Genomic DNA, 24394 nt, shown 5'->3' with positions numbered 1-24394 from the left:
GATCGACCAAGAGCAGAAATCCGGAGAGCTATAATGACCGCCCCCAAACCCGTTGTCCTGTGCATTCTCGATGGGTGGGGCCTGTCCGAGGACACCAAAGCCAACGCGCCGTATCTGGCCAATACCCCTACGTTCGACGCAATCATGGCCAACGGGCCGCATGCCACTTTGATAACGCACGGGCCCGATGTTGGCCTGCCCAGCGGTCAGATGGGCAATTCCGAGGTCGGTCATACCAATATTGGCGCGGGCCGCATCGTGGCCATGGATCTGGGTCAGATTGATCTGGCGATCGAAGATGGCTCATTCTTCGACAACAACGCCATGCAGGATTTCATCGCCAAGGTGAAGGCCGCGAGTGGTACAGCGCATCTGATGGGGCTGGTTTCGGATGGCGGGGTGCATGGGCATCTGAACCACATTATCGCAGCGGTCAAAGCCATCACCGATGCGGGCGTTCCTGTCGCGCTGCACGCGATCACGGATGGGCGCGATGTGGCCCCGAAATCGGCTTTCACCTACATTGCCGAGCTTGAGGACCGACTGCCCGAAGATGCGCGCGTTGTGACTGTCAGCGGGCGCTATTTCGCGATGGACCGCGACAACCGCTGGGAACGCGTCAGTGAGGCCTTTGAGGCGATGATCAAGGGGCAGGGGCGGACTGCGGCCACAGCGCATGGCGCGATTGATCACGCCTACAACCAGTCGGAAACCGACGAGTTCATTGTGCCGACGGTTCTACAAGGCTATGACGGCGTAAGTGATGGCGATGGTGTTTTCTGCCTCAACTTCCGCGCTGATCGGGCGCGCGAGATTCTACGCGCGATTGGCGAGCCGGATTTTTCTGATTTCGACACCGGTCCGCGCCCGCACCTGTCTGCGCTATTGGGGATGGTGGAATACTCGGACGGTCACAATGCCTATATGACAACCGTGTTCCCAAAGCGCGATATCGTGAACACGCTGGGCGAATGGGTCGCCAAACAGGGGCTGCGTCAGTTCCGCCTGGCCGAGACCGAGAAATACCCGCATGTTACGTTTTTCCTCAACGGTGGAAAAGAAACGCCCGAAGTGGGTGAAGATCGTTATATGCCGAAGTCACCAAAAGTGGCGACATATGATTTGCAGCCCGAAATGTCCTCGGCCGAGGTTACCGCCAAGTTTGTCGAGGCGATCGAGGCCGGGTACGACTTGATCGTCACCAATTATGCCAACCCCGATATGGTGGGTCACACCGGTGATCTTCAAGCCGCAATCAAAGCCTGCGAGGCGGTGGACCAGGGCCTGGCACAGGTGGTTGCCGCGCTGAAAAAGGCAGGTGGTGCGATGATCATCACTGCCGACCACGGCAATTGTGAAATGATGGTGGATCCCGAAACCGGCGGACCGCACACCGCGCATACCTTGAATCCCGTGCCCGTGGCGCTGGTGGGTGGGCCGGAAGGTTCCACGTTGCGCAATGGGCGTCTGTCCGATCTGGCACCGACCCTGTTGCAGTTGATGGGCCTTGAACAGCCACCCGAAATGACCGGCAAGAGTCTGTTGTTATGACCTTGCGCGCGCTTCTTTGGGCAGTGCTGTTTGCGACGCCGGTCCACGCCCAGACCGACCCGTCCACAGCGGCGCTGAATGCGGCGCAAATGCTGGAAGATGCATCCGTCGCTTTGACCGAGGCCGACAGCGCCCGTGACCGCGTGCGTGCCCTGACCGAAACCATTCAGGCCTATGAGGCCGGTCTGACCGCCATGCGCGAGGGCCTGCGCCGCGCCGCCACGCGCGAGGCACAGTTGACCACTGAATTGCGCAGCCGCGAGGATGAAATCGCGCAGTTGCTGGGCGTGTTGCAAACCATCGAAACAACCGCGCCACCGGTTCTGATGCTGCACCCCTCTGGCCCGTTGGGATCGGCCCGCGCAGGTATGATGCTGTCCGAGGTCACGCCAGGTTTGAACGCTCGCGCGCAAGAACTGGCCCACGACCTGCAAGAGGTTCAGACCCTGCGGCAGCTACAACAAAGCGCCGCTGATACTCTGACCGAAGGTCTGACCGGCGTGCAAACCGCGCGCACGAAGCTCAGTACCGCCATAGCAGATCGGACCGATTTGCCGGTGCGTTTTGTCGAAGATCCGGTTCGAACGGCGATCCTGATCTCGTCCACAGAAACGCTGGAAGGGTTTGCCAGTGGACTGTCGGAAATCTCAGAAGGGGAGATTGCTGAAACCAACGCGGATATTTCCCAGCGCAAGGGTGAAGTTGCCTTGCCCGCTCAGGGTGTTGTGCTGCACCGCGCTGGTGACACGGATGCAGCAGGGGTCAAGCGCCCGGGTGTGGTGCTGGGCACACGTCCACGCGCGATTGTGACATCGCCGACTGCGGCTACGATACGTTATCGCGGGCCGCTGCTGGATTTGGGGAATCTGGTCATCTTAGAGCCTCAACCCGGTCTTTTATTCGTATTTTCGGGGCTGCAAGAGGTCTACGGCAACCCCGGTCAGGTGATCCCCGAGGGCACTCCGGTCGGCTTGATGCCTGGTGAAACGCCCGAAATCGGCGCTATTTTGTCAACAAGCAGTGATGGCACTGGAACTGACCGGTCAGAAACGCTCTATATAGAGGTAAGACAGGATAACAGCCCCGTGGACCCGGAATCGTGGTTTCGGACCAGCAAGGATGGATAAATACATATGAAGAAATTTGTGATGGCCGGTTTGGCCGGAACCGTGGCAGGCATACTCGCAACTACTCAGATCGCAGGACCCCTGTTGGCACAAGAGGCTGAGAACAAGGCCAGCGTCTATGAGCAGCTTGATCTGTTCGGGGACATTTTCGAACGCATACGTGCGCAATATGTTGAAGAGGTTGAGCCCGAGGAGCTGATCGAAGCCGCGATTGATGGCATGCTGACATCGCTGGACCCGCATTCCAGCTATCTGTCGCCTGACGATGCCGAACAGATGCGCGTGCAGACACGCGGCGAATTTGGCGGGCTGGGTATCGAAGTCACGCAGGAAGAGGGCTTTGTGAAAGTCGTCTCTCCGATCGATGACACCCCGGCGGATGCGGCTGGGATCGAAGCTGGGGATTTCATAACCCATGTCGATGGCGAAAGCATTCTGGGCCTGACGCTGGACAAGGCGGTGGATCTGATGCGCGGACCTGTGGGTTCGGAAATCGTGATTACGGTCGTGCGCGAAGGGGAACAGGAACCCTTTGACGTCACGATCATTCGCGACACGATCAAGCTGACCGCTGTGCGTGCCCGCACCGAAGGCACCAGCGTCGTGCTGCGAGTGACCACCTTTAACGACCAGACCTTCCCCAACCTGCAGGAAGGGCTGAACGAACAGATCGAAGAGGCTGGTGGCATCGAAAAGGTCAATGGCTTTGTTCTGGACCTGCGCAACAACCCGGGCGGTCTGCTGACGCAGGCGATCAAGGTTTCCGATGCCTTCCTGAACGAGGGTGAGATCGTGTCTACACGTGGCCGCGATCCGGGCGAGGGTGAGCGGTTCAACGCAACCCCAGGCGATCTGGCCGAAGGCAAGCCGATTGTGGTTCTGATCAATGGGGGTTCGGCCTCGGCGTCCGAGATTGTTGCCGGGGCCTTGCAGGATCACCGCCGCGCCATCGTGGTCGGCACCAAAAGCTTTGGCAAAGGTTCTGTTCAGACGGTCATGCCGCTGCGTGGCGACGGGGCCATGCGCCTGACTACGTCGCGGTATTACACACCGTCGGGTCGTTCGATCCAGGCGCTTGGCGTTAGCCCCGACATCATTGTCGAGCAACCGCGCCCGGTGCCGGATTCGGAAGAGGAAGATTCGAACCGTCCCGCCCGGTCTGAAGCCGACCTGCGAGGCAGCCTGAACAATGACAGCCTCAGCGAAGATGAGATTCGTCAGATCGAGGAAGACCGCGCCCGGGCCGAAGCCACAGCCGAGCTTCGGGAAGAGGATTACCAAATGGCCTATGCCATTGATATCCTCAAAGGTTTGTCGGCCTTCAACCCGAACGGGCCGTCGCAGTAAACCAACGGGGCCGCCAATCAGGCGGCCCTTTTTCTTTGGTGGATCAGCTTTCCACTTTGTGCAGCTTTTCCTCATCCAGCAACATCGCCAATAAGACGCCGACAGATACTGACACAGTGGCGAAAATGAACGCCATGTTCATGCCGGTGTCAAACGCTGCGGTGATGGCGGTTTTGACCTTTTCGGCTTCGGCCGTGCCCAGTTTGTCCATGATCGCGCGTGCAGAGGATGTGGTCAGCGTCCCGCCGTTGATGGCCCGCTGATCGGATTCCGACATATCAATCCCGGCGGTCGCCAGACGTTCGCCCAGGCTACGAAGACTGGCCAGATACATGATCGCGGTCGCGCAGGCCACCGAGATGGCACCATAGACGAGGTGAGTCATAAAACTTAGCCCGCCGACCAACCCGGCCCGTTCCGGTTTCACCGCGCAAACCGCAGCGGTGCCTGATGGGCCAACCGTCAGCGTGGCCCCCAACCCAATCATCGCCATACCGGGCAGAATCTGAAAATAGCCCAACCCTGCGGGCAACACGACAACACTGGCCGCACCGATAGTGGCGCACAGGTAACCCCAGAACAAAAGCCGTTTGGGGCCGAAATCGTTGTACAGCTTGCCCGACAAGATGGACCCCACGGCAAGCAGAACAGTAAGCGGGGCCAACCCGAATGCAGATTGCAATGTCGACCAGCCCAGTACTTTTTGCATGTATTGGGGGAAATACATCAACCCTACGAACGCTGCTGAGACATTGAACATGTTCAGGCCCAGTGTGATGCGAAATTCTCTGTTCGCCATCATCTGGGGCAGCAACAGGGGTTCTTTCACTCGTTTTTCCACTTGTGGGAACAAGACGAACAGAACAGCGCAGACGAAGAACAGCATCAGCAACGGCGATGAAGTCCAGCCCCAATCTGCACCCACGTCCAACCCATAAAGCAACAGCAGGACAGCCAAAGACAGTACACCCATACCTGCGACATCGATGTGTTCGCCTTTTTTGTGCTGGGTTTCGCGCTCCATCAACACTAGGGCGGTGACCATCGAAATGGTCGCAAACACCACGTTTGCAAGGAAAAACAGCCGCCAATCCCCAAGGTTCACGACCGTACCGCTGATCAGCGGGCCGATGACGTTACCGCATGTGACGCCTGCCAAAATAAGCCCCATGATCATGGCGCGATGTTCAGGGCGCGAGACTTTGGTGGCGCCGTAGGCCAGCGTGCAGGGCCAGACACATCCCGCCCCGATCCCCTGTAATGCTCGTGAGACAATCAGAAAATCCAGGCTAGGCGATACAAAACACATGACTGAGGAAAACAGAAAGATCGACAGGCCGATCAGCATCATCTTGCGGTGCCCGTACATGTCGCCAAGCCGCCCTCCGGCAACCATCGTCATGGCAAAGAACAGGGCATAGATGTTCAAAACCCATTGGGTGCTGGTGATATCGGCGTCGAAACCGTTTTCGATAGCCGGAATCAGGATCAACGCGCCGGTAAAGTCGATGCCGATCCCGAACCCCGTCACCATCAGGGCGATGAGATTAATGATGCTGCTGCGATCCATGAGCTTGCCCAAGTTGCTGCGGGTCGCTCAAGGATGCACGGGATTCTGATGAAAAGATAGGGACTTGGCCCTATACGGGCTATTCGCCCACGCTCTGCGCCCGCCGAAATGCCCGTTTCAGCATATCCAGTTCCGCGCGTAGCAGCTCGACCTCAGCGCGAAGATCATCCGCTGCCGGGGCGCCTGCGATAATGGTAAAATCGCCAAGTTTTTCGGACGTGCCTGCGTCCACGATGACAAAGCAATGCACGCCATCGGACAGTGCCTTCACGGGTACAGGGACAGTCAGTGCCCATCCGTCATCTGCTGGTGTCACGCGCACGTCTTCCAAAGGTTCGCCCAAGTACAGAACCTCAACCGCCACCTCGGCTTGCAGGTGACCCTGCCAGAGGCCGTTCTCGAACCGGATGGGTGTCAATGTCGGTTGCGTCATGGCCGGACCTCTTACAAATCGGCGCGATGGTGGCGGCAGAAGGTCAGATCGCGCAGGGAAACGCGATTCATCTGCGGGTTTTCAAAGATCAGGTCCAGCCAGATCTTCTCGATCCGCGACTCATTCAAGGGCAAATGTGCCAGATCGAAATCGACTGAGCAGGAGCTTGCAGACAGGTCCAGCTTGCGCAGAACCTGTTCAGCGTTGGGTCCGTGCTGGATGTTGAGACGGGCGAATATCTCAAGCGGCTGCTCGGCCTCGATCAGGGTATCCACACGCATGAGATGCTGTTTGGTCAGGCCCTGAGCAGCCTCGTAGGGCAATTCCACAGACAGGGACAGGAAAGAACCGGAAAACCCGAACACTTCAACTGTCATCCCATATGCGGCCAGATCCTTGTCGCGGGAATTCCGGGTCTGCCGCATTGCTATTTCGGCTAGGGAACAGTCGTGGAACAAGGTCACCTGCCGGTCCATCTGCGCCTTTCGTGCGGCCGAGGCCACACCCGGACGCGCCAATGGCCCGCGCCACAGATCCGGTCGCCAGCACCAATCGGTGCCAAGGGGTTTTGGGAATTGGGTCGACCCAATTCGAGGTCGGGCCAGACGGCTGTCGGCCTCATGAATCAGCAACTGCAGATGCGTGCGCAGCTTGCGCGCATCATCACGCTGTTGCCGCAGTTGCGGTTCAGGCGCAGCAGACGCACCACGCAGGGCCTGACGCCAGCGTTCGACGGCGCGGCGTTGAATATAGCGATCCAGAAGTCTGCCCATGGCCCCATCATTCAAAGTGTGACCCTGTTTAGTCAAAGACAACGCAGGGTTTAAAGGAGAATAAACGATACTGGGGGGCAAATCTCGCGAATTTGTGACTAACGGGGCGGATGGGCAATCGATTTGAAACCTGTTAGCCCAGCCATTCTTGCAATCGTAAAGGTCAGTGCGTACCGTCTGATACCTGATTGCAGTGGATCATCCGAAAACGCATCCAATAGATTTGAGGCAAGGCCGGGGCATGGAACCCACTCTATTCGCTTTCATATGGAAACATTCGAAGAAACAACAGCTTGTGCTGCTGTTTCTGACGGTTCTGTCATTCCCGTTCCTCTATGCCTCGCTGGAGTTGCCCAAGCAGATCATCAACGGGGCCATTGGCGCGCCCAGTGATACTGTGACTTTCCTGGGCTTCTCGGTAACGCAGGTGCAGTATCTGTTGATCCTGTGTTTCGCCTTTTTGGCAACCGTGATTGCCAGCGGGTTGATGAAAATGCGCATCAACACGATGAAGGGCATCCTTGCTGAACGCATGTTGCGCCGTTTGCGGTTCACTTTGATCCATCGCACGATGCGGTTTCCGAAATCCTATTTCGCCACCACCAGCCAGGGTGAGCTGGTGTCGATGATCACCTCTGAGGCCGAACCGATGGGTGGCCTGATGGGCGACGCGATCGCGCAGCCGGTTTTCCAGTTCGGGCAGATGATGACCATCGTCACTTTCCTGTTCATGCAGAGCGTCTGGTTCGGCCTTGCCAGTGTGGCTCTGATCCCTCTGCAGGCCTGGCTGATTCCAAAGTTGCAACGCCAGATCAACCTGTTGAACAAGGAACGTATTCAAGAGGTCCGCAACCTCAGTTCAGAAATTGGCGAAAGTGCGGCTGGGATCAGCGATCTGCGCACCAATGGCGGCTGGCGATATCGGCAGGCGCAGTTCAGTCATCGTTTGGGGCTTTTGTTCGAGATCCGGTTCAAGATCTACAACAAAAAGTTCTTCATGAAGTTCCTCAACAACCTGATTACGCAGATGACGCCGTTTCTGTTCTATTCGGTAGGCGGCTATCTGGCGATCACTGGTGAGGTGACAGTCGGGGCGCTGGTTGCTGCACTTGGGGCCTATAAGGATCTGAGCGGCCCGTGGAAGGACCTGCTGACCTACTACAATCAGGTACAGGACATGTCCCTGCGGTGGGAGGTCGTGACCGAACGCTTTGCGCCTTCAAACATGATCCCTGAAAATCTGTTCGTGGGTGAGCCCGAGACTATTCCGCATCTGACGGGCGATATTGAGTTGCGAAACATCACCGTGCGCGATGATGACGGCAAGACCATTCTGGAAGATATCGACCTGACCATTCCCAAGGGTGCGCGGGTCGCCATCCAATCGACCCATGCCGCGGAACGAAATGCGCTGGCGCAGGTCCTGACCCGCGAAGTCCTGCCGGTGCAGGGCGACGTGATCATGGCGGGTCACAATCTGAAAGACCTGCATCAGGTCGTGATTGCGGCCCGGATCGGCTATGCCTATTCGCGGCCCTATCTGTTCGACGGCACGCTGGGCGACAATCTGTTGATGCCCCTGCGTCCGCATCCTCAGCATGAGGCCGATGCCGCCGTGGCGCCGACTCGCTGGCAAATCGAAGCTGCCCGCGCCGGAAATCCGACGGATTCGCTGACGGATGAATGGATTGATCCGGGGCTTGCCGGGCTGGACGATGTTGATGACATTCGCGCCTGGTGGTTCCAACTGGTCGAAGCGATGGGTACTGACGAACTTATGCTGCGCCGTACCCTGCGCACACAATTTGATCCCATTTTGCATCCCGATCTGGCGCAGGACGTGGTCAACCTGCGGGGGACGATTGCGGAAAAGCTGCAGGAAAAAGGGCTGGACCAACACGTTTACCGGTTCGACCCGGATCGTTTTAACCCGGCTGTTCCTTTGGGGGGTAACCTGCTCTATGCGACCCCGTCTCGGGATATCACGCCCGAGTCTATGGCGGATGATCGGCGGTTCAAGAACATGCTTGGGATGCATGATCTTGCCGATGACGCTATGTCCATGGCCAGCGCCGTGATGGAAACATTGGATCAGGCCTTTGGTCGCGACGGCACCGATCACCCGCTGTTCCTGCGTCTGGGGATGTCCAAGGACATGTATCACCGTCTGCTCGACATCAAGGATCGACGTAAGTCGAGAGGAGACAACGGAATTTCAGAGGATGAGCGCGCTTTGCTGCTGACGCTGCCGTTTCTGCTGACCGCTGAGCAGATCGGCCCGGACTTCCCCGAGGAATACAAGGACAAGATTCTGTCCATCCGCAAGGATCAGGCCGAACGGCTGCGTGGGGCGCTGGATGGTATGTTCGTGCCGCTGTCGCCCGACAGCTACATCCCGCGCCTGACGGTGATGGAGAATGCGATTTATGGCCGGGTGTCCCTGATGGCCGGAGCCCATGCCGATGAGATCGAAGATGTCGTTGCTCAGGCCGTGAACGAGGCTGGTCTGCGCCGTCGGGCTGCGTCGACTTTGTACGATCTACCGACCGGGCTGGGCGGAAACAACCTGCCAACCGTGTTTCAAGAGCGCGCGGCGTTTTCCCGCGCGGGGATCAAACGTCCCGATATCCTGATCCTCGACAAGGCATTGGCCAGCCACGATTCCCAAAGCCGTCTGCGTACACGTCTGCGGCTGCGCGAATTGTTGCCCGACTCGATCATGATCTTCATGGAGGATCATTTTGCGCACCCTGAGGCCTATGACTTGTTCATCGAGATCAAGGATGGTCGGATTGACGGTGTCTCGCGCACCCAAACCCACCACGAAGACGGGGCCTCGGCTGATCTGAGTCGCAAGCTGCAGATCATATCCTCGACCGAGCTGTTTTCGGGGCTGGATGCGCGCAATCAGCGGCTGCTGGCCTTTTCGGCACAATGGTACGAGGCTGCGTCGGGGCAGATGATCTTTTCCCGTGGGCAGGCACCCGACGCGGCGTATCTGTGCATCAAGGGGCAGGCCAATCTGGACTGGACCGATGAAAGCGGTGGCACGCGCACTATATCGATCATTGAACCCGGTCGGTTGATCGGCGATCTTTCAATTATCACCGGCGATGTCCGTCAATTGGATCTGACAGCGGCCACAGATTGTACGTTCCTGCGCATCGGAGCAGAGGAATTGCGCGCTGTGATCGAAAGCGATGCGTCGGTCGCGGTTCAGTTGCTGCAAACCGTTGCCGGGTATCTGACCACGTTGTCCACAAGGATCAACACCATCCAACACGCATCTGAGGTGTTCCCCGAAATCCCACAATCCATCGAAGGTGAAAGCTCTGGCAACAATGCCTGACCCGAACGCATATGCCGCCCATGAGGGGCTTGTGGGTGACGCGCGCGCGCGGCCTGAACTGTGGCGCCTCGCGGCGGGTCTGGGTATTGTTCTTGTTCTCTATGTGACGTTGAACGCAGTGTTGTTTGCCTTTATCGGGCAATTGCTTCAACCAGATCAGGCGCAGGGTCTTTTGCACGGAACCTCAACGTCGGCCGCGCTGATTCTGCTGCTGAGTTTCGGTTTCCTGACGCTGGGCGTGGCTATCGCCGCCCGTCAAATGCAGCACCGGTCTCTGGCCGCGATCCTTGGCCCGCGCCGCCTGTTATTGCAACAATTCTGGATGGTCCTGCGTGCCTTGGTGATTCTGGGCCTGATCATGGCGGCCCTGCCACCCTATGGTATGGGTGAGACGCTGACGCAAAACCTGGCCCTGTCCACATGGTTGCTTTTGCTGCCAGTGTCGGTGATTGCGGTCCTGATTCAGACCAGCGCCGAAGAAGTGCTGTTTCGCGGCTATATCCAGCAATGCTTGGCGGCTAGATTCCGATCTCCGGCGATCTGGATGGGAGTACCTTCGGTACTGTTCGCAGCAGGGCATTATGCGCCCGGTGTCACCGGCGAGAATGCCCTTCTGGTGGCCATTTGGGCGTGTATCTTCGGCCTGCTGGCGGCGGATTTGACCGCAAGGTCGGGAACATTAGGACCTGCTATTGCATTGCATTTTCTGAACAATGCGGTCGCGCTTCTGTTCATTTCGCTGCCTGAAACGTTAAGCGGGTTGGCATTGTATCTGCTGCCTTACGACATGTCCGAAACCGGCTCGTTACGGCAATGGCTGTTCGTTGATTTTGCGGTAATGACTGTCAGCTGGTTAACTGCACGTCTTGCGCTCAGGCGTTGATTGCATTTCTTTCCGTTGCGTCTTATTTGACGTCAATGCCGCAAAACAAGGTTCCGACATGAACTGGATCACAAACTACGTCCGTCCCCGGATCAATTCGATCTTCTCGCGCCGGGAAGTGCCCGAAAACCTTTGGCACAAGTGCGATGAATGCGGCACGATGCTGTTCCACCGCGAGCTGGCGGAAAACCAGAATGTATGCACCCAATGTGATCACCACATGGCGATCACCCCGCGGGACCGTTTCGCACACCTGTTTGACGGTGGTATTTTCACCGAGGTCGAAGTTCCCGCACCAACAGCTGACCCGCTGCAATTCCGGGACCAGAAGAAATACCCGGATCGCATGAAAGCAGCCCAGAAAAAGACCGGTGAGTCTGAGGCAATGCTGGTTGCTCGGGGCGAAATCGGGCGCACCCCGATTGTGGCTGCCGCACAGGACTTCTCGTTCATGGGTGGATCGATGGGCATGTATGTCGGCAACGCCATCATCGCCGCCGCACAGGAGGCGGTGAAATTGAAGCGCCCGTTGATTCTGTTCTCAGCCGCAGGTGGCGCACGGATGCAAGAAGGTATCCTCAGCCTGATGCAGATGCCGCGTACAACCGTGGCCGTTGAGATGCTGAAAGAGGCGAACCTGCCCTATATTGTCGTGCTGACGCATCCCACTACCGGTGGCGTGACCGCATCTTACGCGATGCTGGGCGATGTCCATATTTCGGAACCCAATGCGCTGATCTGTTTTGCAGGGCCGCGCGTGATTGAACAGACTATCCGTGAAAAACTGCCCGAAGGGTTCCAGCGCGCGGAATACCTGCTGGATCATGGCATGTTGGACCGTGTGACCAAGCGGACCGAGATGCGAGAGGAACTGATCACCATTACCCGGATGCTGATGAACCAGCCGCCAGCAGTCAAAGGCGATTTGCCCGCGCCCCAGCCCGAAGAGGCCAAGGCCGAAACCCCAGCCGAGGAAACGGTCGAAGAATGACCAGCCCGACATCTGACGTCATCCTCGACCGGATGATGGCGCTGCATCCCAAGATCATTGACCTGACCTTGGATCGTGTCTGGCGTTTGCTGGCAGCTTTGGACAATCCGCAGGTCAAGCTGCCACCGGCGATCCATATCGCCGGAACCAATGGCAAGGGCTCGACCCAGGCGATGATCCGTGCCGGGTTAGAGGGCGCGGGGCTGTCTGTCCACGCCTATACCTCGCCCCACCTCGCGCGGTTTCACGAACGCATCCGATTGGCCGGAGAGCTGATTTCGGAGCCCGCTTTGACCGCCGTTCTGGATGAATGCTACGCCGCCAATGATGGCGAAAACATCACTTATTTTGAGATCACGACCTGCGCGGCCCTGCTGGCTTTTGCACGGACGCAGGCAGATTACACGCTGCTTGAGGTCGGCTTGGGTGGCCGTCTGGATGCCACGAATGTCATACACGAACCGGCCGTAACGGTGATCACGCCAGTTTCGATCGACCACGAACAGTTTCTGGGAGATACGCTGGGCAAGATCGCAGCCGAAAAGGCGGGCATCATCAAACCTAGTGTGCCCTGTATCGTCGGCCCGCAACAGGACGAGGCGCTAGAGGTCATCGAATACACCGCCGCACGCCTGGGTGCGCCGCTGCTGGTCCACGGTCAGCACTGGCATGTGCATGAGGAAAACGGGCGCCTGATCTATCAGGACGAAACCGGGTTGCGTGACCTGCCATTGCCCAACCTGCTGGGTGCGCATCAGATGCAGAACGCTGGTGCTGCGCTGGCCGTTCTACGGCACCTTGATCTGGGCGACGACGCCTACGAGGCCGCAGTGACCCGTGCCGAATGGCCCGCCCGTATGCAGCGCCTGAAAACCGGTCCCCTGGTCGAGGCTGCGCCACAAGCTGAGCTGTGGCTGGATGGTGGTCACAATACCGCCGCCGGAGTAGCACTGGCGGATGTTTTGACCAAACTGCCAGAGCGCCCGACGCATATGATCTGCGGAATGCTCAACACCAAAGACGTGACAGGTTACCTCGCACCGCTCGCAAAACAGGCCCAAAGCCTGACCGCAGTATCGATCCCTGGCGAGGCCGCAACGCTGAGTGCCGAAGACACGGCCGCTGCCGCGGCTAAAGTCAACTTATCCGCCACAACCGCCGACAGTGTTGCCGACGCTCTGAAAGCAATTGTCGGGGAAAACCCACAAGCCCGCGTTCTGATCTGCGGCTCGCTGTATCTGGCGGGAAACATCTTGCGCGAAAACGGCTAAATTCTCTGCCCGCAGGGGCTTCATCTGGCCAAAAATACCTCGGGGGAGCCACGCAAAGCGCGGCGGGGGCAGAGCCCCTTATTTCCCCCAGTCCTGATCCTGCATTTCCCGCAGTCGCGAGGCAGTGCGTTCAAACTCGAACGTCCCTTCGCCTTCGACATACAACATCTCGGGCTCAGCCGCGGCGGAACAGATCAACCGAACCTTGGCCTCGTATAAGGCGTCAATCAATGTGACGAACCGTTTGGCTTCGTTGAAGTTGTTGCGCGACAAGCGCGGGATGTCCTCTAGCACCAGAACCTTCAACTCATCTGCAATTGCCAGGTAATCCGCCGGGCCTAACATGCGACCACACAGATCGTAGAACGTGGCCCGGGCAACTCCGTTCCGAAAGGCCGGCAGCTCGACCGACCGGCCTTTGACCTGCAAGACTAGCGGTTCCGCCGCACCGCCCGACAAATCGGTCCAGACGTCACGAATGTTCTGCCGTGCCTCGGGTCCGATTGGGGTGAAGTACACCGGTGCGCCCTCCAGCCGGTTTTGGCGGTAATCTGTGGGAGATACCAGCTCCCACACCTGAAGCTGTTCCTTGATGCGGGCGATGAAAGGCAGGAACAACTGCCTATTCAGCCCGTCCTTGTACAAATCGTCAGGGTGCCGGTTTGACGTGGTCACAACCACAACGCCGCCTTCATAAAGCAGGTCGAACAGACGCCCTACGATCATGGCATCGGTGATATCGATAATCTGCATCTCGTCAAAAGCAAGCAGCCTGACCGAATTCACGACCTCTTTCGCCACCGGAGCCAAGGCATCCTCGACCCCATCCTGACGGGCTTTGTGCATACCGGCATGAATTTCCTGCATGAACGCATGAAAATGCACTCGACGTGCGGGAATATCCTCCAGCGCATCGACAAACATATCCATCAACATGGATTTTCCGCGCCCCACGCCGCCCCAAAGATACAACCCCTTGGGCGGGGGCGGAGCCTTGCGGAACAACCCGCGTTTAACCGGGGCGGACAGCGCCGCTCGGATACGTTCGAAATGGGGTAGGACGGCCTCTTGCGCATCGTCCCGGGTCAGACTGCCCTCGGCAATGCGGGCGTTGTAAATCGAAATCAGATCCGTCATGGATTCGAGCCATAGCGCCCGCGTTGAGCCTTGAAAAGCGGCCATTTCCCACGACCCATCAAATTTCCTTATCCGTGACCGCAAATCTGCTGATTTGACCGACTGCTCAAATCCACTACCGTCCGTCGAACCAATACCCCCGAGGTCCCTATGTCGCATTCTACGCGCCTGCTGAATCCGATCCTGATCGTAGGATGTATTATCATCACGGTCAGCTTTGCCGTGCGGGCGTCGTTCGGAGTGTTCCAGATTCCAATTGCCACTGAGTTTGGTTGGCTACGCACCGATTTCTCGCTGGCCATCGCGATCCAAAACCTGGCCTGGGGGATTGGACAGCCGATCTTTGCTGCAATGGCTGAAAAGATTGGCGACCGGAAAGCCATCATTCTTGGTGCGTTGACCTATGCGGCTGGTATGGTTCTGTCGGCTTGGTCTGTAACGCCGTTTGGTCATCAAATGTATGCGTGGCTGGTTGGATTTGGCATCGCGGGCACGGGTTTTGGTGTCGTACTGGCGGTGGTCGGGCGTGCGTCGTCCGACAAGAACCGCTCGATGTCTTTGGCCATTGTCACGGCGGCGGGCAGTTTCGGACAGGTGATTGGCGCACCGACGGCAGAATGGTTGCTCAGCTTCCTGCCCTGGCAACAGGTGTTTCTTGTCTTTGCAGCTGCGATTCTAGCCCTTGTGCTGACGCTGCCTTTCATGCGCGCACCACAACCGGTCAGCAAGGCCGAACTGGAAGAGAGCATGAGCCAGATTCTGAGCCGTGCGTTCCGCGACCCCTCTTATGCAATGATCTTTCTGGGGTTCTTCAGCTGCGGCTATCAATTGGCGTTCATCACCGCCCATTTCCCAGCCTTCGTGACCGAGATGTGCGGCCCGATCCAACCCGGTGGCGTGCTGCATTCGCTGGGCATCACCACCACCTCGGCCCTGGGGGCTGTGGCAATCTCGCTGGTGGGGCTGGCGAATATTGGTGGCACCTTACTGGCCGGTTGGGCCGGTAATCACTTCCCCAAGAAATACCTGCTGGCGTCGATCTATACCGCCCGCACATTGGCGGCTGCGGTCTTTATCCTCATGCCGATTACACCAATGTCGGTCATCGTATTTTCGATTGTCATGGGCTCGCTCTGGCTGGCGACTGTGCCTCTGACCTCGGGTCTTGTCGCGCATCTGTACGGGCTGCGCTATATGGGTACCCTTTACGGTTTCATCTTCCTCAGCCACCAGATTGGCGGTTTCCTGGGCGTCTGGCTGGGCGGGCGCATGTATGACGTTTATGGCGATTACACGATGGTCTGGTGGATTGGCGTAGCCGTTGGCGCCTTCAGCGCTATAGTTCACCTGCCCATTCGAGAAAACCGCAGCGGAACGGCGGTTCCGGCCTGATCTACTTGGCCTCGTCCGGGGTCAACAGACCTTCGGCCACCAACCTTTCCGCCCAGCCCTGAGGGCCAGTGAAGTGATGCGTCTGCCAGCCCCGCGCGCGTGCCGTTTCGATGTTGTCGATCCGGTCATCGGCAAACAGCAAACTGCTGGGCGGTAGACCACAATCATCCTCGACCATCTCATAAATCGGGGCGTGCGGCTTGACCGCTTTCATCCGGCCCGAGACATATTGCCGGTCAAATTCGTTCAGGAACGGATAAATCGTGGTGGCATAGTCGAAATTCTGCACCCCAAAATTAGTGAGCGCGAAAACCGGGATATTCTTTGCACGCAAAGCCCGTTGCAGGCGAATGGAATGCGGGATTTCCGGCGTGGCCAATTCGATCCACTTGTCATGCCACAAGCGGATTTCGTCGCGCCATTCGGGGTATTTCTCTGCCCAATCATAGATCGTATCGGTAAAATGGTGGCCCTGATCAACCAGATCGTTCATCCCGTGCAGGTCAACCTCGGCAAACATGGCGCGGCGGCGGTCTTCTCCGATGGCCTTGTCATAGTAACGCTCTGGCTGCCATTCGATCAGAACATTTCCAATGTCGAAAATTACGGCTTCAATCGGCATATTACGCCCCTGTCAAATCAATCTCTGCTTGCGCCCGACTGAACCAATCCCGGACAGGACTTTCAAGTCGGAACCGCAGCGCGCAGCGCTGCCCGGCCCAACGGGAGAAGGCGCATCATTGATGCGTCGCCGACGGGCGGGAGAGTTACCGGCGCTGCGCTGCGCGCAGTTCACGTTCCAACGCATCCAGAAACCGCGATCGGTCCGCCTTGCCAAAAGGTTTGCCTCCGCCACCAGCCCCCAGCGGATTGGCTGCCCGCAGGTCGGCCATCAGATCGCGCATGGCTAGCTGCTGGCCGATATTGGCTGCCGTAAACGCTTCACCATTTGGGCGCAGCACGCGTGCCCCGGCTTCAACGCATTTGGCGGCCAAAGGGATATCCGAGGTCACCACCACATCCCCAGGCCCACAACGCTCAGCGATCCACTTGTCCGCCTCGTCCGCGCCTTCCGCAACGATGACGACCTGCACTAGGGGATTGGCCGATGGCCGCAACCCACCATTCGAGACCAACGCCATCGGCACCTTGTGGCGAGTCGCCACTCGCTCGGCCTCGGCCTTCACAGGACAGGCATCGCCATCGACATACAGGGTGGTCACGCCTTCTTGGCCTGTTTCTTGGCGGGTTCTGCGGGTTTCTTGCGCACCTTGAACTCTTCGGGGATCGGCATCCGGTTGAACGCGTCCAGACCGGCGATCTTGTAGGCTTCAGCCAAGGTCGGATAATTGAACGTGTTCTGCACGAAGTAGTCCACCGTGCCTTTCAGGTTCAGCACCGCCTGCGCGATATGGATTAACTCAGTCGCCCCTTCGCCCACGATCTGCACGCCCAGCACCCGGCGGGTTTTCAGCGAGAACAGCATTTTCAGCATGCCATGCTCCAACCCCATGATATGCCCGCGCGAGGTCTCGCGGAACCGCGCCACGCCGACTTCATAAGGGATGCCGCGTTCCTGCAATTCTTCCTCGGACATACCACAAGTGGAGATCTCGGGTACCGAATAGATGCCATACGGGTACCATGGGCTTTCCGGCAGGGTGGGGGTATCCAGCGCATGACAGGCCGCCACGCGCCCCTGTTGCAGCGAAGTTGAGGCCAGCGACGGGTGCCCGATCACATCACCGGTGGCGTAGATATGCGGCACGGTGGTCTGATAGGTCTTACGATCCACCTTGATCCGGTTGCGATGATCTGTCTCCAGCCCGACCGCATCCAGATTCAATGCTGACGTTGCCCCCATCCGCCCGGCCGCAAACAGTAGCATCTCGCCACGGACATGACGACCGTTGTCCAGCGTGACTTCGACATGGTCGCCCGCGTCCTCGATCTTTTCCACCGCAGATCCCAACCGCAGATCAACGCCGTTTTCACGGATCTGATGAGTAAAATCATGGATCAGCCGCTTGTCGATGAAATCCAGGAATGTCTCGCGCGGCTCGATCAGGGTCACCCGCACATCCAGCGCAGAGAACATTGTGGCGTATTCGACGCCGATCACGCCAGCACCGATCACGACAAGCGAGCGCGGAATCTCGGCCATTTCCAGAAAGTCATCGCCGTCGACCACGGTCTTGCCGTTGAAGGGCACGTAATCCGGGCGGTAGGTTTTGGTCCCGGTGGCGATCAGGAATTTAGCCGCAGTCAGGCGCGTGGTTTCACCGGCATCGGTGGCGACCTCTATCTCATGCGGGCCGACGAACCTGGCCAGACCGTTCAGGGTTTCCACGTGGTTGCGGTTGAACTGATGTTCCAGCACGTCAACCTCGTGATCCAGCGTCATGTGCAGACGCGCCTTGAGGTCTTCGGCGCGGATTTGATCCTTGACCCGGTAAGACCGGCCATAAAAACTGCGCTCGCGCCAGCCGGACAGGTTTAGCACCGTTTCGCGCAAGGTTTTCGAGGGGATTGTGCCGGTATGAACCGACACGCCGCCAAATCGGTCTTTGCGGTCAATCACCAGCACACGACGTTTCAGTTTGCCCGCCTGGATTGCCGCGGAACGCCCTGATGGCCCTGACCCGATGATGATCAGGTCATAGTCAAATTTGCTCATCCGTCAGTCCCCGTACAGCGCTTCGGCGTGGAAGGTGATGTGGTCTTCCATGAAGGTCGATACAAAGAAATACGAGTGATCATAGCCCGGCTGTAAACGATAGGTTGCCTGCTGGCGTCGTTCCGCGATGGCTGTCGCCAGCGCCTCGGGGCGTAAAAGGTCGATGAACTGATCACTGGCACCTGTGTCGATCAGGATTGGGCCGTCAAAGCCAACCTCTTTCATCATCAACGAGGCATCGTGCTTGGCCCAGGCTGTTTCGTCATCGCCCAGATAGGCGCTCAGCTGTTTGCGTCCCCAATCCGCGCCGGTCGGGTTCGAAATCGGCGCGAAGGCCGAAACCGACCGGAACCGACTCGGCAGGTTCATCGCCAGGGTCAGCGCCCCGTGGCCACCCATTGAATGACCAGTGATCGCTTGACGATCCATGTCGATGGCGAAGTTTTCCGCCAGCAGGTTCGGCAGTTCCTCAGCTACATAATCCCACATATTGAAATGCGGTGCCCATGGGGTTTGTGTTGCATTCACATAGAATCCAGCGCCCTGGCCCAGATCATAGTCATCGTGATCGGCCACGCCTTCACCCCGCGGAGAGGTGTCGGGGAACACGACGGCAATGCCTTGTTCGGCTGCCCAGGCCTGCGCACCAGCCTTGGTCATGGCGTTTTCGTGTGTGCAGGTCAGGCCAGACAAATACCACAGGACGGGAACCGGGCCGTCCTTTGCTTCGGCAGGTAGAAACAGACCAAAGGTCATGTCGCATTGGCAGGCTGGCGACGCATGGCGGTAGACGCCCTGCACGCCACCGAAACAGGCGTTTTCCGAAAGGGTTTCCATCTGGCAGAGTCCTTAAATTTAGATCGCGTTATGGCTAACGATCCAAGGACGCCACGTAAAGGCCGCACGACTTCGGCGCGCGTTTTTTTGAATGCTTTGGCTCATAGCGTCCCAACCCAGGCGATGACCACCGGCACGGTCAGGATACTGACCGCAGTCGACAGCAAGATCGCTGCTGAGGCCCGGTGCGGGGCCACACGGTAGTGGGCTGCCAGCATGTAAACATTTCCGGCCACCGGTAGCGCCGCTGCCGCAATTGCGACCGTGGCGGAAAAGGCATCGACGGGCATCAACCACAGCAGCACCACGGCCACACAAGCCGGGTGAATGACCAACTTGCAAAAACTCAGCCATGCCGCAACCTGAATGCGTTCGGCGGACTTGGACGCCAAAGAGGCCCCAATTGCAAACAAAGCCCCCGGTGTGGCCGCCCCGCCCAGAATGGTCAGAAAATCATTGAGTGCCGCCGGAACCGGCATTTCCAAAGCCGACCACAGAAGCCCTGCGGAAATCGAAACGATCATTGGGTTCTTCAACAATCCCAACCCAATCAGGCGCAACGTTGCCGGGGTCAGCCGTCCGTCGCGCCCCGCGTTGATCAAAATCACGATCAAGGACGAAAACACCACCAGATCAACGGTCAGAACCAGCATGACCGGCCCAATGGCGGCCTCGGACAACAACAGCGCCAGCATCGGTAGTCCCAGAAAGCCGACATTTCCGATGGCGGCACATTGGGCCTCGACCGCCGCGGTAGGAATATCAAGCCTGCGAACCCAGGCCACTCCAGTTGCCAGACCATACACGGCGAGAGTTCCCAGCAGATAGCCCGCCATCAGCCGCCCGTTGAAAATGTCGGCAAAGGGCAGGGTGGCGGCAAAGCGAAACAGCATCGCCGACAGTGCGAAATAGAACACGAACTTTGTCAGATAGGCTGTCGCGTCTTCGGTGAAAAAGCGGCTACGCCCGGCCCAGTATCCCAGGCCGATGATTGCAAAAAACGGAAGCGTGCGCAGAAATATTTCGACCATGCCCAAAGTGTTAGCATCGTTTGACCGCGCAGCAAGCCTTGAACGACAACGACCGAAAGCCGCGGGTTTGCGGGGCAAAACATTCAGAATTCACATTCCGTTACGCAACGGGACGACGCGAATCGTTGTATCTGTACTGATCGGTTTATAGTTTGAGGAGAACACTAACCCTAGGAGAGCTCATGACTCAGACAGCCGCCATCCTTCGAACGGGCCGCAAATTCGATCAGGTTTTGCGCGGAGCCCGAGAAGTTTTCATGGCGGATGGGTTCGAAGGTGCCAGCGTCGATGACATCGCGCGGGCGGCGGGCGTGTCCAAGGCGACGCTCTACAGCTATTTCCCCGACAAGCGTCTGCTGTTCATGGAAGTCGCCCAGACCGAATGCAAGCGTATGGCTGAAAGAGTCATTTCGATGATCGACGACTCCAAACCTGCGCGCGAAGTGTTGACGATCACGGCGACGCAGCTAACCGCATTTCTAGTGTCCGATTTCGCGCAGCAGGTATTTCGTATCTGCGTGGCCGAGCGGGATCGGTTCCCTGAATTGGGCCAGGCGTTTTACGAATCCGGACCTCAGAATGGCCAGCGTCATATGGTCGAATATTTGGAAAAGGCCGTTCAAAAAGGCGAATTGGTTATCGAAGATGTTCAGATTGCAGCCGAACAGTTCTCAGAACTGTGCAAGGTTCGCTTCTGGACCAAAGCCGCGTTGGGCATCCAGACCAATTTTAAACAATCCGAGATTGATGAGATCGCGTTGCACGCAGTGGACATGTTCATGGCGCGTTACGGCGTCTGACACTTAAGCACGCATTGATACTGGTTGGATCGGGACAACGATCTCAGAAATGCCTGCGCCCAAGTCTCGGACGCAGGCGGCTAAAATCACTCGATAAAGGTCTTGGCCAACCGGTCGCTTATGGGTTGCGACAGATAGCTTATGACGGCGCGTTCGCCGGTATTGACGAACAAATCTGCGGGCATGCCGGGCACCAGTTCCAATGCGGCCACGTCTCGCGGTTGTTCGGCATTCAGCTTTACCCGCGCCTTGTAATAGGCTTCGCCGGTGCGTTCATCCTCAAGCGCATCGGCTGAGATGTCGAAGATATGCCCCACAGCTTCGGGCACGTCCGCTTGCGCAAAGGCCGACAGGCGGATGCGCGTAGATTGACCGATCCGCAGCTTGTCAATGTCGCCGGTCTTGACCCGTGCCTCGACGATCAGGGCCTGATCGGCTGGGACGATATCCATGATTGGCGCACCCGGGCGGATCACCCCGCCATTGGTTGACACTTCCAAATTCACGACGCGTCCGCTGGTCGGGGCCAGAACCTGTGTTCGCTTCAGGCGTGCCAGCGTGCCCGCGAATTGCGGTCGAACCAGATCAAGCTGGGCCTCAACAACAGCCAACTCTCCGGCGAGGACCTCATCGCGTAGTTTTTGCTGGCTGAGCAGGGACAGCTCCAACTCTTGCACCTGATCTTCGGCCTGGGCGATCTGGGTGCGCAATGATGCGTCAACGCCAGCCAGCCGTTCCAACTCGATCTGCCGTGCGCTGACCCGCGTGACGGCGACCAGCCCCTTATTCAACAGCGTCTCTAAGTTGGACAACTCAACCCGCGTGATCTTGATCTGGTTCCGGGCCGCGCGGCGCTGTTCATCCAGACCCGTGACCTGGTTGCGTAGGCCCGCGATACGTTGCGCGTTGATCTGCGCTTCGGTCCGGCGGGCACGGGCTTCGGCGTCAAATAGTTGTTTCTGGGTCAGGTAAGGCGACACCCAATGCAGGCGGTCCATTCCTTCGCGGAATCCCGCCAGGGCGGTGGTTTCTTCAAATTGGCTCTGCCCGCTCATTTGCGCCAGCAGGCGCGCGCGGCGAACCGACAGCTCACCCAACTGGCTACCCTGAACGCTAAGATCCACGTTAATCTCGGTGCTGTCGAGCTGAACCAGAGGCTGCCCTGCCTGCACAAATTGGCCGTCTGTGACCAGGATCGACTGAATTATGCCGCCGTCCAGATGTTCGACCGTTTTGCGTTGGCCCTCTACCACAAAGGATGCGGGTGCAACCACGGCACCATCGAGTTTCAAGGCAAAGGCCCAATAGGCGCTGCCGCCGACGAATGCCGCCAGGGTGAAAAGCCCAAACAGAACATAACGGGCAATACCGGAGGAGCTTTCCGATATCTCTTTCAGCTGTGCCTCGTGAAATCCCATGGCAGTGCGAGGGGCTGAGTATTTGACCAGGTCAGTCATTGGGCCGCTCCTGTGATCTGAGTTTCATCCACCCGGCTGGGTGCCGGTTGTGTTGGTTTGTCCAGAACGTTGCGGCGATTGACTTTCAGAACGTCCTGCTTGTCGCCGAACTGGGTTTGATTGCCATTGCGCAACACCATCACCTTGTTCGCCGCCTGCAGCGTGGCTGGGCGATGCGTCATGACAATGGCAATCCCGCCGCGTTCCTGCACGGCCAGCAAAGCATCGCGCAGGGCCTGTTCGCCCTCGGCGTCCAGATCCGAGTTGGGTTCATCCAAAACCAGAACAAACGGATCACCGTATAGCGCACGTGCCAGAGCCAGCCTCTGACGCTGACCGCCGGACAGGAAAAAACCGCGGCCAAGCCTGGTTTCGTACCCGTCGGGCAAACCGCTGACCAGTTCGTGAACCCCTGCTTCGCGCGCGGCACGCAGGACCTCGGCATCGTCGATCGCGGTGGAGAACCGGGCAATGTTTTCGCGGATTGTGCCATCGAACAGCTCGACATCCTGTGGCAGGTATCCGATCTGTTTGCCCAAGTCTTCGGGGTTCCATTTCGACATCGGGCTGCCGTCCAGCAGAACCTCGCCCCGTTGCGGATGCCAGATGCCCGCAAGCATCTTGCCCAGCGTGGTCTTGCCCGAACCGCTCTGGCCAATCAATGCCAGAACGTCCCCGGCCGTGAGGCTGAAATCAATCGCCCGGATGGTGGCATTGATCGCAAGCGGAGGGCCTGCCTGAGCGATGCGGACGTCCATCGATTTGAACGCACGCGGCAAGTTCAGGTTTGGAGGCGCCTCGGCAAAATCTTCGGTCAATTGTTTGATTTTGCTATAGGACCCGCGTGCAGCCAGAAAAGTGCGCCACTGCCCGATCAACTGATCAATCGGCGCAAGTGCACGAGCCAGAACAATCGTGGCGGCAATCATGACGCCTGCGGTGGACTCGCCGATCACGGCCAGTGCCGCACCCATCCCCAGAACCGCTGATTGCAGGCCCATACGTATGGTCTTGGACAATACGGAAAAGCTGGCCACCCGATCAGCGGCGCGGGTTTTGTGTTGATGCGCGTCAGTTTGCAGCGCGGTCCAGCGGCGTACCAGATCGGATTTCATACCCAGCGCATGGACCAGTTCGGCATTCCTGTCGCTGATCTTGAACAGCGCATCCGACCGCCCTCGTGCCTGCGCGGCCTGCTGCATCGGGCCTCGGGATCGGGCGTTGTTGATCAGCGCCATGAATGTCAAGGTCAGCGCTCCGGCCAGACCCAACAGACCCAGAAACGGGTGCAGCACATAAAGAACCATCAGATAGATGGGTATCCACGGAGCATCGAAAAAGGCGGTCAGGGTGGTGCCGGAAATGAATTCGCGGAACCCGTTCACATCCTCGACCAGGTTTTCGCCTGCCTCAGCTTCTCCTTGAACCCGGCGGCGCATGGCGGCACTCAGGACGGGCGCGCCGACGCTGAGTTCGAACCGGGCGGCCAGGCGGCCCAGAATGCGCATCCGCATCAGGTCGAGGCACGCAATGACGATGAATACCCCCGCCAGCAGCACGGACAAGGCGATCAATGTGTCTATGTTCTGGCTGGTCAAAACCCGGTCATAGACCTGCAGCATGTATAGCGGCCCGGCCAGCATCAAGAGGTTCAGGAACAGGCTGAAGATCGCAACCGCAACAAAGCCTTTGCGCAGCGATCCCCAGGCGGTTTTGACGGGATTGGAATTCTGGAACATCGGATAGCCCTTTCCGGTTTGGCAAGCGG

General features: G+C 58.2%; 20 protein-coding genes. 9 read left to right on the top strand and 11 right to left on the bottom strand.

The window, feature by feature from the left end:
- Positions 1-33: 33 nt before the first annotated feature.
- Genes gpmI through GOX21_RS08200 form a run of 3 tightly spaced genes read left to right on the top strand, consistent with a single transcriptional unit; the run spans position 34 to position 4025 of the window.
- Positions 34-1551 (top strand): 2,3-bisphosphoglycerate-independent phosphoglycerate mutase, encoded by a 1518-nt coding sequence (gene gpmI / locus GOX21_RS08210; protein ID WP_170376874.1) that lies wholly within the window; start codon positions 34-36, stop codon positions 1549-1551.
- Positions 1548-2678: a murein hydrolase activator EnvC family protein gene (locus GOX21_RS08205; RefSeq protein ID WP_170376872.1), complete on the top strand. Its 1131-nt coding sequence runs from the start codon at positions 1548-1550 to the stop codon at positions 2676-2678. Before gpmI ends, GOX21_RS08205 begins: the two co-directional genes overlap by 4 nt.
- A 6-nt stretch (positions 2679-2684) precedes the next feature.
- Positions 2685-4025 carry a S41 family peptidase gene (locus tag GOX21_RS08200; protein ID WP_170350038.1) on the top strand — a complete coding sequence of 447 codons (1341 nt, stop codon included), beginning with the start codon at positions 2685-2687 and terminating at the stop codon, positions 4023-4025.
- A gap of 43 nt (positions 4026-4068) precedes the next feature.
- Here the strand turns inward: GOX21_RS08200 and GOX21_RS08195 are convergent, their stop codons facing one another.
- The 3 genes from GOX21_RS08195 to GOX21_RS08185 form a co-directional block, all read right to left on the bottom strand.
- Entirely contained in the window at positions 4069-5595 is a 1527-nt protein-coding gene (locus GOX21_RS08195; RefSeq protein WP_170376870.1) for an MFS transporter, read from the bottom strand.
- Between the two features lie 79 nt (positions 5596-5674).
- Positions 5675-6028: a hypothetical protein gene (locus tag GOX21_RS08190; RefSeq protein WP_170376868.1), complete on the bottom strand. Its 354-nt coding sequence runs from the start codon at positions 6026-6028 to the stop codon at positions 5675-5677.
- An 11-nt stretch (positions 6029-6039) separates the two neighbouring features.
- Entirely contained in the window at positions 6040-6801 is a 762-nt protein-coding gene (locus GOX21_RS08185; protein WP_170376866.1) for a DUF6478 family protein, read from the bottom strand.
- Between the two features lie 241 nt (positions 6802-7042).
- Here GOX21_RS08185 and GOX21_RS08180 point away from each other — a divergent pair, with 241 nt between their 5' ends.
- The 4 genes from GOX21_RS08180 to GOX21_RS08165 are packed head-to-tail and all read left to right on the top strand — an operon-like array spanning position 7043 to position 13295.
- Positions 7043-10150: an ABC transporter transmembrane domain-containing protein gene (locus GOX21_RS08180; RefSeq protein WP_170376864.1), complete on the top strand. Its 3108-nt coding sequence runs from the start codon at positions 7043-7045 to the stop codon at positions 10148-10150.
- Positions 10143-11033, top strand: a complete 891-nt coding sequence (locus GOX21_RS08175; RefSeq protein ID WP_170376862.1) for a CPBP family intramembrane glutamic endopeptidase — start codon at positions 10143-10145, stop codon at positions 11031-11033. The genes GOX21_RS08180 and GOX21_RS08175 overlap by 8 nt, the downstream gene beginning before the upstream one ends.
- Before the next feature lie 58 nt (positions 11034-11091).
- On the top strand, positions 11092-12024 hold the full coding sequence (accD, locus tag GOX21_RS08170) for an acetyl-CoA carboxylase, carboxyltransferase subunit beta (RefSeq protein WP_170361659.1): 933 nt from the start codon (positions 11092-11094) through the stop codon (positions 12022-12024).
- A complete protein-coding gene (locus tag GOX21_RS08165; RefSeq protein ID WP_170376860.1) occupies positions 12021-13295 on the top strand; it encodes a bifunctional folylpolyglutamate synthase/dihydrofolate synthase in 1275 nt (424 codons plus the stop codon). The genes accD and GOX21_RS08165 overlap by 4 nt, the downstream gene beginning before the upstream one ends.
- 78 nt (positions 13296-13373) lie before the next feature.
- Here GOX21_RS08165 and zapE read toward each other — a convergent pair whose 3' ends face one another.
- Positions 13374-14432: a cell division protein ZapE gene (gene zapE / locus GOX21_RS08160; protein WP_170376859.1), complete on the bottom strand. Its 1059-nt coding sequence runs from the start codon at positions 14430-14432 to the stop codon at positions 13374-13376.
- 150 nt (positions 14433-14582) lie between these two features.
- On the opposite strand from zapE, the gene GOX21_RS08155 reads away from it, so the two are divergent.
- Positions 14583-15824, top strand: coding sequence for an MFS transporter (locus GOX21_RS08155; protein WP_170376857.1), 1242 nt, complete (start codon positions 14583-14585; stop codon positions 15822-15824).
- Between the two features lies 1 nt (position 15825).
- Here the strand turns inward: GOX21_RS08155 and GOX21_RS08150 are convergent, their stop codons facing one another.
- The 5 genes from GOX21_RS08150 to GOX21_RS08130 form a co-directional block, all read right to left on the bottom strand.
- Entirely contained in the window at positions 15826-16446 is a 621-nt protein-coding gene (locus tag GOX21_RS08150) for an HAD family hydrolase (protein WP_170376855.1), read from the bottom strand.
- A 145-nt stretch (positions 16447-16591) separates the two neighbouring features.
- Positions 16592-17047 carry a YaiI/YqxD family protein gene (locus tag GOX21_RS08145; protein WP_170376853.1) on the bottom strand — a complete coding sequence of 152 codons (456 nt, stop codon included), beginning with the start codon at positions 17045-17047 and terminating at the stop codon, positions 16592-16594.
- On the bottom strand, positions 17044-18501 hold the full coding sequence (gene sthA / locus GOX21_RS08140) for a Si-specific NAD(P)(+) transhydrogenase (RefSeq protein ID WP_170376851.1): 1458 nt from the start codon (positions 18499-18501) through the stop codon (positions 17044-17046). The genes GOX21_RS08145 and sthA overlap by 4 nt, the downstream gene beginning before the upstream one ends.
- A gap of 3 nt (positions 18502-18504) precedes the next feature.
- Entirely contained in the window at positions 18505-19338 is an 834-nt protein-coding gene (fghA, locus tag GOX21_RS08135) for an S-formylglutathione hydrolase (protein WP_170376849.1), read from the bottom strand.
- A gap of 101 nt (positions 19339-19439) precedes the next feature.
- Entirely contained in the window at positions 19440-20369 is a 930-nt protein-coding gene (locus GOX21_RS08130; RefSeq protein ID WP_170376847.1) for an AEC family transporter, read from the bottom strand.
- A gap of 182 nt (positions 20370-20551) precedes the next feature.
- Between GOX21_RS08130 and GOX21_RS08125 the strand changes: the two genes are divergently transcribed.
- On the top strand, positions 20552-21169 hold the full coding sequence (locus GOX21_RS08125; protein WP_170350053.1) for a TetR/AcrR family transcriptional regulator: 618 nt from the start codon (positions 20552-20554) through the stop codon (positions 21167-21169).
- A gap of 86 nt (positions 21170-21255) precedes the next feature.
- Here the strand turns inward: GOX21_RS08125 and GOX21_RS08120 are convergent, their stop codons facing one another.
- Together GOX21_RS08120 and GOX21_RS08115 are read right to left on the bottom strand one after the other, a co-directional pair.
- Positions 21256-22626, bottom strand: coding sequence for an HlyD family type I secretion periplasmic adaptor subunit (locus tag GOX21_RS08120; protein ID WP_170376845.1), 1371 nt, complete (start codon positions 22624-22626; stop codon positions 21256-21258).
- On the bottom strand, positions 22623-24365 hold the full coding sequence (locus GOX21_RS08115; protein WP_170376843.1) for a type I secretion system permease/ATPase: 1743 nt from the start codon (positions 24363-24365) through the stop codon (positions 22623-22625). The genes GOX21_RS08120 and GOX21_RS08115 overlap by 4 nt, the downstream gene beginning before the upstream one ends.
- Positions 24366-24394 lie beyond the last annotated feature (29 nt).

This window comes from Ruegeria atlantica (genome assembly GCF_013032005.1).
Lineage (GTDB): Bacteria > Pseudomonadota > Alphaproteobacteria > Rhodobacterales > Rhodobacteraceae > Ruegeria > Ruegeria atlantica_A.
This window is presented reverse-complemented; position numbering and strand designations above follow the sequence as displayed.